This is a genomic window from Streptomyces sp. NPDC127190 (genome assembly GCF_042672505.1).
Lineage (GTDB): Bacteria > Actinomycetota > Actinomycetes > Streptomycetales > Streptomycetaceae > Streptomyces.
In genome coordinates this window covers 278536-295160 of sequence record NZ_JBHXVE010000008.1, presented here as the reverse complement: position 1 = coordinate 295160, position 16625 = coordinate 278536, and the positions used below count along the sequence as shown (strand labels likewise).

The 16625-nt window shown below is 68.6% G+C and carries 15 protein-coding genes and 5 pseudogenes; 6 read left to right on the top strand and 14 right to left on the bottom strand.

The genetic code is table 11. The features are described 5' to 3' along the window. Positions 1-37 precede the first annotated feature (37 nt). From ACFVIU_RS15875 to ACFVIU_RS15845, 7 genes and pseudogenes are all read right to left on the bottom strand, one after another. Entirely contained in the window at positions 38-487 is a 450-nt protein-coding gene (locus ACFVIU_RS15875) for a hypothetical protein (RefSeq protein WP_385843017.1), read from the bottom strand. After that, positions 484-2289: a hypothetical protein gene (locus ACFVIU_RS15870; RefSeq protein WP_385843016.1), complete on the bottom strand. Its 1806-nt coding sequence runs from the start codon at positions 2287-2289 to the stop codon at positions 484-486. The genes ACFVIU_RS15875 and ACFVIU_RS15870 overlap by 4 nt, the downstream gene beginning before the upstream one ends. 59 nt (positions 2290-2348) lie before the next feature. Then, on the bottom strand, positions 2349-3875 hold the full coding sequence (locus ACFVIU_RS15865) for a site-specific integrase (protein WP_385843015.1): 1527 nt from the start codon (positions 3873-3875) through the stop codon (positions 2349-2351). 218 nt (positions 3876-4093) lie between these two features. Next, complete coding sequence (locus ACFVIU_RS15860) at positions 4094-5887, bottom strand: molybdopterin-dependent oxidoreductase (RefSeq protein ID WP_385843013.1); 1794 nt, start codon at positions 5885-5887, stop codon at positions 4094-4096. A 236-nt stretch (positions 5888-6123) separates the two neighbouring features. Then, positions 6124-6297 (bottom strand): STAS domain-containing protein, encoded by a 174-nt coding sequence (locus ACFVIU_RS15855; RefSeq protein ID WP_256215709.1) that lies wholly within the window; start codon positions 6295-6297, stop codon positions 6124-6126. Positions 6298-6449: 152 nt separating this feature from the next. After that, positions 6450-7502, bottom strand: coding sequence for a fatty acid desaturase family protein (locus ACFVIU_RS15850; RefSeq protein WP_385843031.1), 1053 nt, complete (start codon positions 7500-7502; stop codon positions 6450-6452). A gap of 246 nt (positions 7503-7748) precedes the next feature. Continuing rightward, a pseudogene (locus ACFVIU_RS15845) lies at positions 7749-7868 on the bottom strand (YhjD/YihY/BrkB family envelope integrity protein); the annotation flags it as partial. Between the two features lie 252 nt (positions 7869-8120). Here ACFVIU_RS15845 and ACFVIU_RS15840 point away from each other — a divergent pair. Continuing rightward, positions 8121-8954: a YhjD/YihY/BrkB family envelope integrity protein gene (locus tag ACFVIU_RS15840; protein WP_093498197.1), complete on the top strand. Its 834-nt coding sequence runs from the start codon at positions 8121-8123 to the stop codon at positions 8952-8954. A 74-nt stretch (positions 8955-9028) separates the two neighbouring features. Here ACFVIU_RS15840 and ACFVIU_RS15835 read toward each other — a convergent pair whose 3' ends face one another. From ACFVIU_RS15835 to ACFVIU_RS15820, 4 genes are all read right to left on the bottom strand, one after another. Further along, positions 9029-9238, bottom strand: coding sequence for a hypothetical protein (locus tag ACFVIU_RS15835; RefSeq protein ID WP_143063650.1), 210 nt, complete (start codon positions 9236-9238; stop codon positions 9029-9031). Positions 9239-9609: 371 nt separating this feature from the next. Beyond that, complete coding sequence (locus tag ACFVIU_RS15830; protein WP_385843012.1) at positions 9610-10596, bottom strand: YihY/virulence factor BrkB family protein; 987 nt, start codon at positions 10594-10596, stop codon at positions 9610-9612. Positions 10597-10848: 252 nt separating this feature from the next. Continuing rightward, positions 10849-11022, bottom strand: coding sequence for a CsbD family protein (locus ACFVIU_RS15825; RefSeq protein ID WP_385843011.1), 174 nt, complete (start codon positions 11020-11022; stop codon positions 10849-10851). A 106-nt stretch (positions 11023-11128) separates the two neighbouring features. Then, entirely contained in the window at positions 11129-11560 is a 432-nt protein-coding gene (locus ACFVIU_RS15820) for a hypothetical protein (protein ID WP_385843009.1), read from the bottom strand. A gap of 592 nt (positions 11561-12152) precedes the next feature. Between ACFVIU_RS15820 and ACFVIU_RS15815 the strand changes: the two genes are divergently transcribed. The 3 genes from ACFVIU_RS15815 (at position 12153) to ACFVIU_RS15805 (ending at position 13693) form a co-directional block, all read left to right on the top strand. Beyond that, positions 12153-12308, top strand: coding sequence for a DUF6131 family protein (locus ACFVIU_RS15815; protein ID WP_093498193.1), 156 nt, complete (start codon positions 12153-12155; stop codon positions 12306-12308). A gap of 278 nt (positions 12309-12586) precedes the next feature. Continuing rightward, positions 12587-13141, top strand: coding sequence for a hypothetical protein (locus ACFVIU_RS15810; protein WP_093498192.1), 555 nt, complete (start codon positions 12587-12589; stop codon positions 13139-13141). Between the two features lie 45 nt (positions 13142-13186). Next, the gene (locus ACFVIU_RS15805; protein ID WP_385843008.1) at positions 13187-13693 is read left to right on the top strand and encodes a hypothetical protein; all 507 of its coding nucleotides are present in this window, start codon (positions 13187-13189) and stop codon (positions 13691-13693) included. A gap of 54 nt (positions 13694-13747) precedes the next feature. On the opposite strand, the pseudogene ACFVIU_RS15800 reads toward ACFVIU_RS15805, so the two are convergent. Beyond that, positions 13748-14412: pseudogene (locus ACFVIU_RS15800) on the bottom strand (fatty acid desaturase family protein); the annotation flags it as partial. A gap of 33 nt (positions 14413-14445) precedes the next feature. Then, the gene (locus ACFVIU_RS15795; RefSeq protein WP_385843007.1) at positions 14446-15276 is read right to left on the bottom strand and encodes a hypothetical protein; all 831 of its coding nucleotides are present in this window, start codon (positions 15274-15276) and stop codon (positions 14446-14448) included. 203 nt (positions 15277-15479) lie between these two features. Here ACFVIU_RS15795 and ACFVIU_RS15790 point away from each other — a divergent pair. After that, positions 15480-15713 (top strand): annotated as a pseudogene (locus ACFVIU_RS15790) (Asp23/Gls24 family envelope stress response protein); the annotation flags it as partial. A gap of 51 nt (positions 15714-15764) precedes the next feature. Here the strand turns inward: ACFVIU_RS15790 and ACFVIU_RS15785 are convergent. Continuing rightward, positions 15765-16110 (bottom strand): annotated as a pseudogene (locus ACFVIU_RS15785) (helix-turn-helix domain-containing protein); the annotation flags it as partial. Positions 16111-16318: 208 nt separating this feature from the next. Here ACFVIU_RS15785 and ACFVIU_RS15780 point away from each other — a divergent pair. Then, positions 16319-16625 (top strand): annotated as a pseudogene (locus tag ACFVIU_RS15780) (dehydrogenase); the annotation flags it as partial.

Genomic DNA, 16625 nt, shown 5'->3' with positions numbered 1-16625 from the left:
ACAGCAGCAGACTCACGGCCGACGCCCCGTCACCGCATCAAAAATGGTGCACTTTCATCCGTACGAGGTGGCGCACGTTCGCTTGTACGCCGACAAGGGAGACCTCGCCGAAGCACGTCCGGCCGCGTCCGTTAAGCCAGTCGGTGAACAGCCGGAGGTTGCGGAAGGTGGAGGTGATGGTGGTGATCGCCAACGTGCGCGGGCGGAAGTAGAAGGTGGAGACGCCGGCGCTGGTGTGGTTGAGCAGCAGCCAGGTGAGCGTCTTGACCGTATGCAGGAACGGTGCGGTGATGGGGCTGAAGTCGATCGAGAACGCGGTGGTGTGGCCCTCGAAGACGGCGGGCGAAAGGCGCCAGCGCTGGTCGGCGAATACCGACAAGGTGCTGGGGTCGGTTCCGGGGCGCAACGGCCGGTTGAGCAGTACGAGTGTGTCTGGCTCGGGCAGCACAGGCGCAGATGGGGCCGGGGCGGTGTCCGGGAGGATCATGTCAGGTCGAGTCCTCGGGTCAGGAACCGCTCGACCAGGGCGCGCTGCTCGGCGGTGATCTCGGTGCGGGTCGTGGCGATCGTCGTGGTGGGGAAGCTGGCGAGCAGGTCGGCCAGTTGCGCGACGGGCCCGGCGAACCGTTCGGCCCAGCGCAGAGGCGTCATCTCCTGCTTGCGGGCCTCCAGTCCGTCCTGGACGGCGATCAGCACCGGCAGGTGCGCCGGAGTCGCGCGGGCGCAGGGACAGGACAGGCAGAGCAGGAACGAGGCCCGGCAGGGCTCGCCCGCCGGGCTGTGCGGGCTGGCCAGGTGGTCGGTGCAGCCTCCCAGCACGGTGTCCAGTTCCCCGGCCAACAGCTTCTTCAGGGTGGCCGGGTCCAGGCCGTGGCGCCTGGCGACGGCCTCGGGCCTCTGCTGGGCCTCGGCGACATCGGCGGCCGTCAGCACCCGCATGACCTGCGCGGCCCTCGCGCCGGCCAGCTGCTCCTCCAGCACGTCCGCGACGACCTTCTGGTACTCGGCGAGGTTGCCGCGGTTGCGGGCCAGATACTCGTTCGCCAGCGTCCGTTCCGTGTGTGCGACCGGCTGCTGGTGGCGCTCCAGCCAGCTCATCCGCAACCGTCGGCTGTCGACCACCAGCGGAATCGGAAGACCGTCCTCGCCCACGGCGTCGGCGCGCAGGTTCGCGCCACGGCTCCAGCTGGCCAGGATCGCGTTGGGCAGGCCGGTGCGAAACCCGCGAGCCTTCTCCACGCCCTTGGAGCAGAAGAAGGCCAGGAGTAGATCCGTTCCGACGTGCGCCCGTGCTGGGCCGGCCAGATCGACCAGCAGCGCGTAGACCCCGAACGGCGTGTGCAGGTCGAACTGCCGGTGAGGGCTGCCGCCCGGCCCGCCGGGCGCGCTTCCGGAAAAAGCGGTCGGCATGTGTGCGCGGTCCCGGCCGCGGCGCGGCTTGACCAGGTCCACCACCGCAGTCGCGGTGGTCCCGGTGTGCCCGTCGGCGCGGTGGTGCGTCGCCGTGGCTGTGGAGATCGTGCTGTAGTTCTGCCCGGTCAGGCAGAGCAGCAGCACGCCGGCCGCGCCGATCTCGGAGAAGGTCAGGTGCAGGTCCGCCATCAGCCGGCCCGCCCCGAACGGACGGACGCAGTAGTCGGGCTGACGGCCCCAGCGGGTGTCCCTGCGCGGGACGTCGCCGTGCCGCTCCACGTAATCCAGCAGCTCGCCGTGCTGCCAGGTTCGCGGCTCCGCTTCGGCGTCGATCTGTCCGGCCCGCCAGCGGGCCAGCAGTTCCCGCCCAGCGAAGATACGCTCGGCGGCCCGCCGCAGCTGGGAGCGCGCGGTGGTGGTGATGCGGTCGAACTCGGCCGTGGTGTAGCTGGCGGCGGGCGTCGAGTTGCGCTCCAAGCCCTTGCTGGCCAGCCGCGCCAGGAACTCCTGCCCGGCGCCCTCGGGTGCGAACCGCAGCACCGAGCGCAGCGTAGGCAGCTCCCGGTTCAGGTTCGGCCTGCCCAGACCGGCCATCTGAAAGCTCTCCAGGTGGGCAGCTCGAAGCTGCGCCGGATGGGCCGGCGGGCGGTTCAGCGAGGCCAGATGCTGTGCGAAACGGCGCAGCAGCCCGAAGGCGCTCGCGGCCGAGGACGTCGTCCGGCGCCGCCCGGCCGGGGCGGTCGCCCCTGCGAACGCGGTCGCCAGCCACACCACCAGCTCGCGGGCGATGGGGAAGGCGGCGAAGTCGTAGTCGACCGACGGGCCGCCGCGCTCCGGGAAGAAGCGGACCAGGCACTGCCCGTCGTCGAGGAACAACCGTCGCGGCGCTTGGTATCCGGGTCTCGGCAGCGCAGCCGGGCGCCCAGTAGCCCGGGTCATGACGGCTCTCCGGCGACCGGGTCGGACAGGACCTGCGGATGCTCGGCGAACATGGACGCCATCAGGGCCGACAGCGCAAAACCGTGAGCGTGCTCGATCAGCAGCGAGACGTCGAGGTCGCGGAAGGGCTCCAGGTAGATATCCATCGTGGTGGTCACGTCGGCGTGCCCCAGCAGCGTCTTGACCAGATACCAGGTGTCGCCGAACTGGGCGCGGAAGTCGCGTACCTCCTCAGCGTTCAGGTGCGCGACCTGCCGCTCGTAGAGCAGTCGGCCGACCGAGTACCAGCGCAGCGCGAACGAGTGCCGCATCATGTGCGCGTTCGCCTCGAACGAGGTGAGCCCGGCGCGCGCGACACGCTCGTTGCCGGTGTCGAAGGTGTGCTGCCAGCCGTGCGCATCGCGTGGCATGCCGTCCTCGTTCAGCCAGACCGCCAGCGGTTCCAGTCCGGCGGTGGTCCGGCGGAACAGCCTCCTGCGGGCGGCGGGGTCCAGCGATTCCAGCGACGCGGTCATCCGCCGGCCGCCTGTGTCGCGCATCTCCAGGCGCCGGTTGCGGGTCCTGCGTTCGACCAACAGCAACTGCGGCAGCCGCTCGTAGCGGCCGACGCGCTGAGCGCGGCGGACCGCCGCGGCGCGTTCGCCCTCCTCGTAGGCCAGGAGGTCGACCAGCACGCTGCGCGGCATCCAGAACCGGCGCCCACGTCCACCCTTGGCGCATGCCTCCGCCAGCCGGCAGGTGTAGTAGGTGCGGGTCTCGTCGTCGGCGGGCAGGTCCAGGCGCAGGACGCTGGCCCACTCACTCAGCCGCAGCCCGGTGCCGTAGAGCCCGTCGACGAACGCGCAGTCGCGCTGGCTGTTGCGCCCGCGCCACCCGTCGATCTCCCGGCCTCGCAGGTCCAGTCCGCGCAGCCCGACATCGACCCAGCGGGCGTAGCCGGCCGGGTCCAGCCACTTCACGTCCTTGCTGCGTACGAGGTGCGGGCCAGCCTCGAACGACTCCGTGCTCGTGCCCGGGTCAGGGCCGGGAACCTGCCGTCGGGCCACCGGATCGCTCACTCCGAACCGGAACTCGGCCCAGCGGTAGAACGCGCTGATCGCGATCAGGTCGTCCAGCACCGTCCCGCCGGCCACGCGCCGGACGTTGGCCTCGTCGGTCATCCGCCAGAACTTGAACCCGGCGACGTCCTCTGCGTTCGCGTCGTGCCAGGCCCGGCCCGCCGCATCAAGGAATCCTAGCCAGACGGCTACCGCGAAGGCGTACTTCCTCCGCGTGCCCGTGCTCGCGTTGCGCATCCGCGCCGAGGTGAAGAACCCGTTGACCTCCGGCACCGACCAACCATCGGCCCGCAGCAGCACCGGCTGTCCCATCTGCGTACCGTGCGCGTGCGCCCACTCCGCCAGCGTCGGCAGGCCCGCCAGCACCGGATCGGCCGCGTACCACGACACCTCCCGCCGCGGGTCGCACCAATGCACCTGCCACCGCGCCAACGGACCGGCTTCCACCTCAAGTTCATCGATCATCAACGAGTGAACATACAGCCACCCACAGTTACCGAAATCCCAGCAACAGCTGCTTGTGGCTAGAGACCGCCGACTCCCCGGAGCGGGAGAGTCCCGCTCAGGCCGGTCCGGACCTGCTCGGCGCCTGCGGGCCGCAGCCCGCAGCGGACCAGCGCGCCTCGCCGACGGCCTGCTCGCCCCCGCCGACGGTCTCACGCGCCAGACCGAGTGTCCGGACGTTACAGGGACTGCCGGTAGCCGAAGAATTCGTGGTCCTGGTTGTACCCGCCAAAGCCGCTGCCGATGTCGGAGAAGTCGGCGACGAACTCGATCTCCTTGATCCATTTGACTTGTTTGAAGCCGAGTTCGAGCTCGTTGCGCAGCCGTAGCGGCGCGCCGTGGCCGAATGACAGCGGTTGGTCGTTCATGTCGTAGGCGAGCATGGCGAGCTTGCCGCGCATGTGGTCGATGGGGTGGGCGTCGTAGTAGGTGCCGCCGTCGGAGCCTTCTCCCAGGGAGTAGAACACCACCCATTTGGCGTGCGGGTCGGGCGTGACCAGGTCGAGGATCGTGGCCATCGACACGCCGCCCCATTTGGCGACACCGGACCAGCCCTGGATGCAGAAGTGCTGGGTGATCTGCTCGTGCCCGGGCAGTTTCCTCAGGTCGTCGAGGGACAGCTCGGCCAGGTGGGCGACCAGGCCGCCGATGCGTAGCCGGTAGTCGGCGAAACCTCCTGCCTGCAGGGCCTTGTACTCGGCAGAGTCGGGGTAGCGGCCGTTGTGCCAGAAGTAGGGGGAGATGTCTTTCTCGGTGTACTCGCCGGGGGAGACATCGACGTGTTCGAACAGGCGCTGAGCCTCACCGATGATGGCGTACCCGAGGCGCTGCACGACCCGGGGATGGCGCAGGGTCAGCGGTGTGGCCGCGACCCAGGCGGCGACGACCACCGCCATCCAGCCGAGGAAGATCCACAAGCCGAGCCAGCTGCTGTCGTTGCGGCCGCTGCCGATGTGGTTGAGGTTGGTGAGCAAGCCGGTGGTGAAGACCAGGCTCGCGTGGATCACGATGAACAGCACGAACCAGGTGAAGACCAGGAAGTGCATGGACCGGGCGGTCTGGATGCTCAGCACCCGGCTGAGCCGCTTGAAACGGGTCGACAGCGCCGGTGACATACCCAGCCCGGTGATCAACGCAAGGGGTGCCGCGACGAAGACCGTGACGAAGTAGGCGAGCAGTTGGAGCCCGTTGTACGCCACCCAGCCGTTCTCCCGCGGCCAGTTGAGCGACAAGTACTGGATGGCCACAGAAGCGGCGTTGGGGAAGACGCTCCAGCTGGTGGGGACCAGGCGCTTCCACTGCGGGGTGACGAACAGCAGCACGTAGAAGACGAGACCGTTGAGCAGCCACAGCGTGTTCACCCCCAGGTGCCACCACCGGGCCAGACCGATCGAGTGCCGGATCCCGGGGAGGCCGACCCCGCGGGGCAGGCCGATCGAGTCCTGCTTCGCGGTCCACAGCGGGTCAGCGGAGACGGGCTCTTGCATCCGGAACCATTCCCGCCCCGGGGTGCTGTGCCGGGTCCAGTACAGGCGCGGGTGATCGGCCAGGATCTGCAGGCCCGACCGCAGGGTGAACAGCATGAAGAACAGGTTGAAAAAGTGCGACCACCGTGCCCATGACGGAACGCCCAGGTAGGCGCCGTCGCGGTCCGCGCGCGGATCGGTGCCGGGATACTCGGCGATGAACCGCTGCACCGACGGCATGCCCCGCAGTCCCTTCGCCGCGGCGACGCACCCCAGCAAACCCACGAAGCCGATCGGGAGCAGCCACAGCAGGTTGAACCACCTGCTGCCCAAGCGCACCCGCGGAGCGACCCCGCCGGCCGCCGGAATAGAGCCCGCCCAGGTCGCCACGTCGACGACGTCGTCACCTCGCGTCAGGTTCGAGCGGAAACCTCCGGGGATCTGAGAGGAGGCACCCGACGCGTGCGGCAGCGCACCGTCACCCGTCACGTGCTCGTCATCGGGCATGTCATCGACCTCCCGTCACGCTGCAAAGACTGCCAAACCTCGCGCCTTGGACCGGCCGGGAGGCTGCAGTGACCGAGCCCGCCGCAAGGGGGGCGGACTGATCAATCTGACCACCTCCGGCAGATGCCTCTCGTTGTCCTGGTCCGAGTCCTGCCCCAGCATCACCAGCTTGCAGTGCAACGCTCCGATCCGTACTCGACGGAACTGGGCCAGGGGCGGTCTGGAAAGGCCGAAGGTCAGTTGGTGAGGGCTTGGCGGAGGGGTGCGTGGCAGTCGATGACGGTGTCGACGCCGACGATCTGCAGGGTGCGCATCACTGATGCAGTGGGTGCGGCCAGTCGCAGCCAGCCGCCTGCTTCGGTCGTAGCGCGGTGGGCGGCGATGAAGAGGTTGATGCCGCTGGAGTCCATGAAGGTAACCCCGACCCCCGCCTGAAGTGTGGCTCCTAGTGTCCTGGCCTTGAGGTCTGGTTTCGCCACGTGAGTCGTGTTCTGTTTCAGATCGTGGTTTCGGTGGGGGTTGTAGCTGACGCGGTCCTCAGCGGCAGCGGGTCAGATGAGCGTCACACCCGGGCGGTGCTGACACGGGCTCGCCGCAGTGGCGCTCCTGCTCGGTGGAGGCTGGCGAGTGCTTGCCGGTAGGAGGTGATCAGTCCGGTTTCCAGGTAGTCCACGCCCAGGTCCTGGCAGTAGTGGCGGACGATGGACCGGGCCTTGCGCAGGTGGGGGCTGGGCATGCTGGGGAACAAGTGGTGCTCGATCTGGTGGTTCAGTCCGCCCAGGGCGAGGTCCGTGAACCAGCTGCCGCGTACGTTGCGTGCGGTGAGGACTTGTCGGCGCAGGAAGTCGGGGCCGTCGTTGCCGGTGAGGATCGGCATGCCTTTGTGGTTGGGGGCGAAGAGGCAGCCGAGGTAGATGCCGAACAGGCCCTGGTTGACGGCCAGGAACGCCATGGCCATGCCTGGTGGGAGGACGAGGAACACTGCGGTCAGGTAGGCGGCGATGTGCCCGTAGAGCAGCGTGCCGTCCAGGGCGCGGTTCTTCAGGGCGCGGTTGCGCAATGCTCGCGCGCTGGAGACATGAAGGTTGACCCCTTCGAGTAGGAGCAGGGGAAAGAAGAGGAACGCCTGCCGGCGGCCGAGGAGCCTCGGCAGTCCGGTCGCGGCGCGGGCCTGGTCCTGGGACCACACGAGCAGGTCGGGGGCGATGTCGGGGTCGAGGCCCTCGTGGTTGGGGTTGGCGTGGTGGCGGGTGTGTTTGTCCTGCCACCATCCGTAGCCCATGCCGATCGCGACCCCGGCGATGCGGCCGCACGTCTCGCTGGGCCGGCGCCGGCGGAAGACCTGGCGGTGCGCGACGTCGTGGGCGAGCAGAGCCACCTGCCCGAACATCACGGCGAGGAACGCGGCGAGCGCCAGGGTCCACCAGCTGGCGCCGATGAGGACGAACGCGCTCCAGCCGCCGGCGTAGGCGACGGCCACGACGATGGACCGGACGGTGTAGTAGCCGGGGCGCCGGTTCATCAGGCCGGCCTCGGTGATCTTCCTTGACAGGCGGGCGAAATCACTGCCGCCTGCGGGGGGAGGCGGGCGACGGGGCGGGGTATGCGTGGTCATGCTGTCGGTGTGTCCTTCCCGGCTGATGGGCCGCGTCCGTCGGTGTGCCGGAAGCGAGGCGGCAGCCGGGTACCCACATCCCTGAGACCGGCACACCGGCCAGGGGTGCTTGCCAGAGTTTGCGGGTGTCGCGGGGCTCTCGACGCAGGACGTCTCCCCGGACGGGTGGCCGCTGTCGATGGCCCGGGCGCGTTCGAGTTCGGCGTTGAATTCCAGGCCGAGCAGGATGGCAAGGTTGGAGATCCACATCCAGACCAGGAAGATGATGATCGCGGCCAATTCGCCGTAGGTCTTGTGGTAGCTGCTCAAGTGCGCCGCGTAGAAGGCGAACGCGGCGGAGGCGATGAACCAGAGGACGATGGCCATGAGGCTGCCGGGCTGATCCACCGGAACGTGCGTTTGACGTTGGGTGCCGCCCAGTACAGCAGGGCGGTGATCGCGGCGAAGAGCATGATCATCACGGGCCGTTTGGCGATGTTGTGGCCCCTGGGATCCACGATGTTGTGGTTGCGCACTCACGGATACCGGCTTCCTGGATCGGGGCCTCGTCCTGAGCCGTTCGGGCAGCTGCGTCGCGCCCTCGCGGGGCACCGGGGTCGACCGTGGTAGTCGACAGGCATGCCGATGAAGACCCCGGGTGCTGCGGGCCGTTCCTCTCTGTTCGAATGGCTGGGCCGCGTGATCAGCCATTCACCAATTGGACGTGGATGGCGGCGGAGCAGCGACCTGGGCTTGGGGCAGCGTTCGCTGGGCTTCGCGGCGCTGGGGTTCCTCACGCTGGTGCCGCTGCTGATCATTGTCTCTTCGGCCGATCCAAAGCATGGGCGGGGATTCGCGCAGTGGCTGGGGGAAGGACTCGGCGTGTCGACGACCTCCAGGGAACATGTGGAGCAGTTGTTCATTCGTCCCGGTCAGGCTCTGCGGACCACGACCGCGTTCGGAATCGCCGTCCTCGCCGCTTTCGGCCTGGCCTTCGGGGTAGCGGTGCAGTCCGGCTATGAGAAGGTCTGGGATCTGCCCCCGGCCCGCTGGTGGGCCAGGTGGCGCCATGTGGTGTGGCTCGGCGTACTCATCGGCTATCTCTTCGCTTCCGCCACCACCACGCTGCGACCTGAATCCCTGGCCGGCGCGTTCGTTGCATCGCTGAGCGCCGTCCTGTTCTTCTGGTGGTCGCAGCGGATACTGCTGGGCGGGCGGGTTCGCTGGCGCGCTCTGTTGCCCGGCGCGGTGGCCACCATGGTCGGGCTGCTCGGTCTCAGGGTCTTCTCCCGGCTCGTCTACTCGCCGCTGATCGTGTCCAACGCCGTCACCTACGGCCCCGTCGGAACCGTCCTGGTCATCCAGTCCTGGCTAGTCGGTGTGGGCGTCGTCGTCTTCGGCGGTGCCCTGGTAGGCCGGCTGCTGCACGAGGAACTCCCGCGCGTGGCACGTGCCCTGAAACGGCGAGGATGAGACGGGACCTCGGAGCCCGGAGCTGCTCACGCCCGGACGCCCGGACGCCCGGCGCCGGTGAGGCGTGCGCCTGATCAGGGTGCATCAGACCGCATTCTCGCGTGGACGACGGCCATGCACGGCGAGCAGTAGCGTTCGGCCGGCGTGTCATCGAGGACGGGTCTGGCACGCACGGTTTGTGCGACCTCCTGTCCGCACAGTGTGGTGCGGGCATCGCTCTTGGCCCTGAGGTGCCACATGACCCCGGCACCGGTCGTTGCAGGGTCGGCGATCATCTCGTACATCGGCCTCTCCCCTGGTTGAGACCCCGGCGGGCCGTGGGTCGCTTCGTCTGGGGCGAGCCGGGTAGCGCGCTGCTGGCCGGACCCCACCCCGCTCGTCCATGCAACTCCGCAACACCTGATCGGACCATCGGAAAGGGGCCGATCGGGTGAACCGGAAGGTGTCAACCTGCTCGGACTCAATGTGAGTCACGAGTATTGCGACACTCCGTGAACACGGTCACCGACTCGTCGTCGGCGGCCCGTCTACCCCTGGCCCTTCGGCAGGCTGCCCCAGTGTGGCTGTTGCGGCGGATTGTTGGCGCGCCCTCGTCGTGGGGATGAAGCAGGAACTGGCGGGAGCCCAATCCCCTTCAGTGGGTGTCGGCGGGCACTCACCGCCGGGGCGGGTCGGGGACCGCTCGGCATAAGGGCCTGCGCGGTGTTGTTGGTGGACCGGCGCCTTCCGCTGCCCGCTGGGGCTCGTCGGTCACTGCGGGTCTGGTCCCGGGAACCGGGCCCTCACCTGCGTCTGCTTCGCTGGACTCCGCTGCTGTGCCCGTCGCCGTCCAAGCGGCGCAGTACAGCAGCAGCCTGGCCATGAGGTTGATCCACAGCACGACGGCGACCGGGACGGCGAAGGCGCCGTACATGCTCTTCCCTGCGACGCCCTGGAAATAGCCGGTCAGCAGCAGCTTGAGCAGTTCGAAGCCGACCGCACCGATCAGCCCGGCGACCACGACCGCACGTCGCCCGGGATGCACTCGCGGCAGCCGGGTGAGCAGGTAGACCAGGAGCAGGAAGTCGACGAGCAGGGCGATGGCCAGGCCGGCGAAGTACAGCAGCACCCGTCCCGCGCTGCCCTCGATCCCGACCTTGTCGGCGGCCCAGCCGACCGCGCTGTTCGCGAACACCGAACTGCCCATCGCTACCAGCCCGACCACGCCGAGACCGACCAGTACCCCGGTGTCCTTGAGTCTGAGCAGGATCGGATTCCCCGGGTCCTGCTCCTTTTCCCAGACCGCACGCAGGCAGCCGCGAAGGGCGCCGACCCAGTTGATGCCGATCACGAGCAGCAGCGCGCCTGCGATGAGCCCGACGGTTCCGGCGTGCGCGACGAGGCTGTTCAGGTTCAGCAGGTTGGAGAGACCCGGCGCCTGGCCGGCGATCTTGTCCTGGAGCTTGCTGAGCTGGTCCTTGCTCAGCAGCTTGGCGCCGATCGCCGCGCCCGCAGTGATCAGTGGAAAGAGCGCGACGAAACTGATGTAGGTGATGGCGGCGGCGAGCCGGGCCCAGTGGGTCTTGGCCAGCCGCTCGTACGCCCGCCACACGTGCGTACGCATCAGCCGTGCGATGCCAGGAAGCCTTGTCAGCCAATCCATGGTGAACACCTGCTCTCAGCGAACCCACGGCGGGAGAAGCAGCACGTGGCGGCGGTACCTTGATCTCCCCGGCGGCGGAAACGATCACCCACCCACTGGCGGACACCAAAGCTCCCCGCAGACAGCAAAAGTCCCCGCTCTGCACGGCGTCCACCCCTGGCGGAACGGCCCCTACTGGAACCGTCGCCCCCTACCTTCGCCGGGCCCGGCTGGAACCGTCGACCCGTACTTCGCCGGGCCGGGGTGGAGTGGTCAGTGCTTGAAGATGTCCTTGATCTTCGCCCCGGCCTGCTTGATGTTGCCCTTGGCTTGGTCTCCGCGGCCTTCGGCCTGCAGGCGCCGACTGCCGGTGGCGCGGCCGGTCGTCTTCTTGGCGCCGCCTTTCATTGCTTCGGCTTTGTGCGCGATCTTCTTCGAGATACTCATGGATACCAGCCTGGGTGAGTAGTCTGCTGGGGTTCGGTGGCAGGAAGATCCATGTTGCTAGGTCGGCCACCGAGCTGCGCGTGGGGGCGGTCTACCGGGGGGCGGATCAGTGCCCGAACAAGTGCAGCCTGCTCCGACGACCGCCGTCCGGGGCGGGAGCGCGATCACCGTGGGGTGAGTCCCCCTGCGCGTTCGCGTTCTCCGCGCGGGCGGGCTCGCGTTGGTCGCCCCGGTCGTCGCGGCCCCTCCCGGCAAAGGTCGTCTCGCGGCGCGACTGGCTGCCTCCGCGGCGCGATGCCCTGCCCCGGCGAGAAGCTCGGCGGCGTGCACCGGTCAAGAGCAGGCTCAGCCCGAACAGGGCCGCCGCTCCGACGACGATGCCGTACAAGAACAGCGTGCCGGTGGAGCCGGTCATGCCGTGGCCGAATACCGAGAACCCGCCGGTGAGTTCATGCCCGCTGCCGCTGTTGGTGAGAACACCGGCCACGCCGACGACTATCGCGGCGATCAAGACGATGAGTCCGAGAATGGCGATCATGACCCTCTCCAAGGATCTACCTGCTACTCCCACGGTAGAACCGCACCGTCCACGAAGCCACCGCGGCAGGAACGGCAGGATTCCCCGGGGACTGGCGGCTCACTTCCTGGAGACCATCGACCGCGACAGCGCTCGATCTTCCAGGTGGCCGTAGGCGAGCGAGGGCTTGGTGAGTCAGCGCGGTATTGCCGCTCGAAGAGCACCCCAGCCGGGGCGAGCCTGGTAAACCGGCCAGCGCACTGCTCCCCACTGCCGGTCAGCACCTCCTCGGATGGCATTCCAAAATGCCACATGGTCTCGGCGAACGCCGCTGCGGACCGCCCGGCCCGACGGCTCCGCCGCGACCTTGGCGATCACGACAAAACGGGAATGATTTCGATCCCCGTGATCAGCTTGCACCCCGGCCTCCGGCCAAGAACACCCCACCCATCCACCCGGTTCCACCCCGGAGACCGGCGACCGACACAGCGAAGGCATCTCGCCCGGACGGCCTGAAACATCAGGAGGTCAGCGGGATTTGGAAGCGGTTGCCGTGGGGGGCAGGTGAGCGCCACAGTGGGAGGGAGAGCATTGTGCGAGATCGGAGGACACCGTGATCGCCCTGGGAGTCATTCTGCTCGTCATCGGGTTCCTGGCCAAGATCGCCATTCTGTGGACCATCGGGATCATCCTGCTCGTCATTGGACTGATCTTGTTGCTCCTGGGCGCTGTTGGGCATGGGGTCCGCGGGCGACGGCACTACTGGTAGAGGGCCTCGACACCCGCACGGCGATGAAGTCCCGCGCGTGTAGAGCCGATGGCCGGCGATGTAACGACGGCCGTGTGTGGCACGCGTCGTTGCGTGCTCACCCGTGAGATCAAGATCGTGTGGGGAAGTCCCGATGAGAGTGCGGCGCACCGCGTGCCTGGGCAGTACGTCACCGGTGGCCGTTGAAGCCTGTCGTGCGGGGCGCGCCGAGCTGCATGCGGCTCAGTCGTTTCTGAAACATGGCTGCCGGTCGTGGGCTGTAAGGAGTGGAGGATGCGATGTCGACCATCGTCATCATCGTGGCTGTCGTGGTCATCCTGGCCGTGGTCGCGCTGGTCCTGCGGACCACGATCCGGCGCCAGCGGCTGCGGGAACGTTTCGGGCCGGAATACGAGCGCACGGTCCAGGCGAAGCACAGCCGTGGCGCGGCCGACCGCGACCTGAGGGCGAGGGAGGAGCGGCATGAAACGCTGGAGATCAGGCCACTGCCCTCGACGGTGCGGGACCGGTACGCCCGGGACTGGACCAGCGTGCAGGAACACTTCGTCGACCGTCCCGACCAGGCCGTGGGCGAGGCGGACCGGCTCGTGACCACGCTCATGAGCGAGCGGGGCTACCCGACCGAGGGTTACGAGCAACAAGAGCGGGATCTCTCGGTCGAACACGCCCAAACGCTGCAGCACTACCGCATCGCCCACGAGATCAACGAGCGCGCCGGCAGCAGGGGCACGTCAACCGAAGAACTGCGGAGCGCGATGGTCCACTACCGGGCGTTGTTCGAGGAACTGCTGCACGACGGCGGCACCGCTTCGTCGGACAAGGAACGCCGATAGTGCCCAGCAGCCGGGAGCGTGACCACCGCATGGAGGTGAAGGGACATGCAGAGAGAAGGACCATTCGGGCGCGACGAGTATGCCGAGCCCGGCCAAGAGGGTCTGTCCACCGAGGACATCGCCCGGCCCCGGACAGATGCACCGCAACAACCCCCCGACGATGACCTGACGGCAGCCCCCGCAGCCGACCGGGCTGCGCCCAGGACCAGAATCACGGACGCGGCCGAAGGGGAGCCGGACGCCGCAGCCGGCGGACACGACGCGTCCGCGCAGAAGCCCGATACCGCCCCGCTTCTCGGACCCCAGGAGACAGAGGACCTCCGGACCAGGTGGCAGGAGATCCAGCAGGGATTCGTCGATGACCCGCAGCAGTCGGTGCGTGCGGCAGACGCGCTCGTCGCCGAGGTGATGCAGCTGCTCGCCACCACATTCGCCGACCACAAGCACGGGTTGGAAGGTCAATGGCACCGCGGCGAGGAGGTCGCCACCGAGGACCTGCGCAAAGCCCTGCAGCAGTACCGGTCCTTCTTCGACCGCCTGCTCAGCACCTGACCCTCCGCCGGCCGACTGCGCAAAAGGCCACGCCGTGGCGCAGTCGGCCGTCGCTTATCGAGTTGCCCGCAGCGGAGCGCCGACCGCGTGCGTATGCCGCAGCGCGGACATTGGAGTCGATCAGGCCCGCCTCGGTGTACGGCACGCCGCGTCGGTGGCAGCGCTCGCGCACCACAGGCCGGGTCAGGCGCAGGCTGTGGCGCGGCATGCTCGGAAAGAGGTGATGCTCCACCAGGTAGTTCAGACCGCCCAGGGACCAGTCGGTCACCCGTCCGCCCCGCACATTGCGCGAGGTCAGCACCTGGCAGCGTAGATGCCCCCGCCGTTCGCCGTCCGCCTCAGGCATCGGCATACCCTTGTGGTTCGGCGCGAAGGAGCAGCCCAGGTGCAGCCCGAACAGCGCGTGATGCAGCAGCGCGAAGACCGCGGCGACACCCACCGGCATCGCCGATGACAGCAGGTCCGCGTAACCGATCAGGTGCGCGGCGAGCAGCGCTCCCTCGACAGCCCCCACGTGCTGGCTGCCGCTTGAGGCCCATGATGCTGGCGACCTTCAGCGCGAAGCCCTCCAGCAACGGCATCGGGTAAAAGCCTTGCCTGACGTTTCGTCACAAAAGTGCGAAGCCTTCGCGTTCGACGGCCTGGGCCTGTCTCCACCCCAACGCGCCCACTTCGACGTCCGGATCCTTGCCCACGTGATTGGGAGGGGTGTGGTGCCGGTTGAGACGCGGTTTCCGTGTTCATCCTGTAGATCATGTCGGCACGGCCTGACCCGGCTCCACCGCTGTCACCAGGACGGCGACGGTCACCGGACCGGGGGCGTCCCCTTCCGCTGCCGCGGCCACCGCCGCCCGGACGGCGAGGGAGACATCAAGGGCGCGATGAGTCTCGGCGACCGCCAGATGGATCTGGAGGTGTCTGCCTGGGGGCTCGTCGCTGTCCTCGATCCGGACGGGGCACGCAAGACCTCCCCTGGCCACGGGCCCGGGCACTCCTGGAACGGGGGCGAGGCGGGTCACACCGGGGACAGCCATGGCAACGGTGGCCAGCTCCGCTGCCGGGTCCCGCACAGGCACCGGCCCGGGCGACGGGTGCTCGGGCTTAGTGACCGCGACGTGCGAGGCACTGGTTTCTCCCGCTGCACTTTCGCAGGCTTCGGCCGCGGTCGGCTGCTGCGCCGACCGCGGCACCTCCAGCAGGTCCGTCACATGCAGATTGACCTCGGCCACTACCAGCCCGAGACGTTCAACAGCCGCTGCGAACAGCGTATGCCGCAGCTGCTCCGCGACCTGGGGCAGGGGCTGCCGCGCCTGCGCCGAGAAATCCGCCTCGATCCGCAGCGGTCCGGGCGGCAGTGCAGTCCGGGGCGCCGGGACACTTGGCTCCGGCGCTGCTTCCGGGTCGGCCAGGCGAATCCGCAGCGTGCCCGGCCGAATCCCGGATACTCCGGAGGCTGCGCGGCTCAGTACCCCGCCAGCGGCTCGTTCGGTGATCCAGGACCCGTCCTCCGGCCCGCCGAGCGGCAGTAGTCGGCCCAGGCCGAGTTGCTGCCGTACGGCCTGGGGCCATCCGTCATCCGTCATCGGTTCTCACCCCTTCTCTTACCGCGTTCTTCCACTGACCTGCTGTGCCCAGACTGCCGGAACCACCCTGTTGCGGCTGCTCATGCCACCTGTTCGGTGGGGCGGTCCCACGTCTGCCGTATCCCTGGAGCAGTGCCAGCCAAACGGACCTGAGGTGGAAAAGCGGGCGGCTGTCACCTCTTCTGGGAAAGGGACGACCGGCCATGACCGAGAGCGGACAGCAGAACCGCCCCGAGGCATCCGGAGCAGAGTCCATGGGCGAGGGGACCAGGAAGAACGCCGGCGTGAAGCGCGGCGACCCGGGCGCGCGGGGTCAAACCACCATCGCCGAGGGTGTGGTCGAGAAGATCGCCGGGATGGCGGCCCGTGATGTGGCCGGTGTCCATGCGTTGGGCAGCGGCATCTCCCGGTCCTACGGTGCCGCGCGGGAACGCGTGGAAGAGCAGCCGGCGGGCACGGTGCCCGGGGTTTGACCCCGCGCGCCCGCCGTCCAGCACGCGCTGCAACTGCGGCTGGATCTTCTGCCGCCGCCTCCTGCCGGTGTGGGTGGTGGTCTTGCCGACGAGCTGGAAGAGAAAGCCCCGTTCGTCGTCGAGACGGAGCATCCGGGCGAGCGCGTCCAGCACGGGCGCGGACGCCTGCATACGGCCCTGTTCGAGATGCGTGTAGTAGCCGGTGCTGATGCTGGCGTGCTGGGCGACCTCTTCGCGGCGCAGCCCGGCGACCCGGCGGGGGCCGCCGTTGTCGGGCAGGCCCACAGTGCGCGTGCTCAGCTCGGCGCGACGTTTCTTGAGAAATTCTCCCAGCTCGTTGTAGGGGAACATTGCCGGTCATGCCGCTCAGCGTGACACCGAACGCATCAGAGGAAGGAGGGAGGGTTTCCACCCGGGATGTCTCCCTCCCTGGATGCCTGTCTCCGCATTTCGCTCCTGCCCTGGCATGTGGGGCTCGGCATAGAGCAGTGCGCGCGGCGATCCGAGCGCCGTGCAGGCAAGGTCCTTCCCAAGCCCGAGCGAAGCCCCTCCATCGACAAGGACTCACCATGACGACCTTCGCCCTCGTCGGCGCCGGCCTGGGGCTCGCCACCGACCGCCGCTTCGGAACCGCCGGACACCCCCTCGCCCTCACCTCCCTCAGCGCCGGGAAGCTGGACGGGCTGACCGCCGAGCTGGCCGGCGACGGCATCTTCACCGCGACGTCCTCGACATCGAGTCCCTGGACGCGGCCCTGTACGCGGCGGCAGCCACCCCTGGGGTCCATCGAAATCCTGCAGTACAGCCTGGTACCCCGCGCAGACTTCACGAAGCCGGTGGGGCGGACGAGTAGCCCCAACAACCAGCCCCCCCACC

Bases quoted from the DNA above. Each gene is read 5' to 3' on its own strand.
- ACFVIU_RS15865 (WP_385843015.1), bottom strand. From the start codon at position 3,875: ATGATCGATGAACTTGAGGTGGAAGCCGGTCCGTTGGCGCGGTGGCAG.
- ACFVIU_RS15825 (WP_385843011.1), bottom strand. From the start codon at position 11,022: ATGAGTATCTCGAAGAAGATCGCGCACAAAGCCGAAGCAATGAAAGGC.
- ACFVIU_RS15840 (WP_093498197.1), top strand. From the start codon at position 8,121: ATGCCGATGAAGACCCCGGGTGCTGCGGGCCGTTCCTCTCTGTTCGAA.
- ACFVIU_RS15830 (WP_385843012.1), bottom strand. From the start codon at position 10,596: ATGGATTGGCTGACAAGGCTTCCTGGCATCGCACGGCTGATGCGTACG.
- ACFVIU_RS15855 (WP_256215709.1), bottom strand. From the start codon at position 6,297: ATGGACTCCAGCGGCATCAACCTCTTCATCGCCGCCCACCGCGCTACG.
- ACFVIU_RS15875 (WP_385843017.1), bottom strand. From the start codon at position 487: ATGATCCTCCCGGACACCGCCCCGGCCCCATCTGCGCCTGTGCTGCCC.
- ACFVIU_RS15795 (WP_385843007.1), bottom strand. From the start codon at position 15,276: ATGACGGATGACGGATGGCCCCAGGCCGTACGGCAGCAACTCGGCCTG.
- ACFVIU_RS15810 (WP_093498192.1), top strand. From the start codon at position 12,587: ATGTCGACCATCGTCATCATCGTGGCTGTCGTGGTCATCCTGGCCGTG.
- ACFVIU_RS15850 (WP_385843031.1), bottom strand. From the start codon at position 7,502: ATGACCACGCATACCCCGCCCCGTCGCCCGCCTCCCCCCGCAGGCGGC.
- ACFVIU_RS15860 (WP_385843013.1), bottom strand. From the start codon at position 5,887: ATGCCCGATGACGAGCACGTGACGGGTGACGGTGCGCTGCCGCACGCG.
- ACFVIU_RS15805 (WP_385843008.1), top strand. From the start codon at position 13,187: ATGCAGAGAGAAGGACCATTCGGGCGCGACGAGTATGCCGAGCCCGGC.
- ACFVIU_RS15835 (WP_143063650.1), bottom strand. From the start codon at position 9,238: ATGTACGAGATGATCGCCGACCCTGCAACGACCGGTGCCGGGGTCATG.
- ACFVIU_RS15820 (WP_385843009.1), bottom strand. From the start codon at position 11,560: ATGATCGCCATTCTCGGACTCATCGTCTTGATCGCCGCGATAGTCGTC.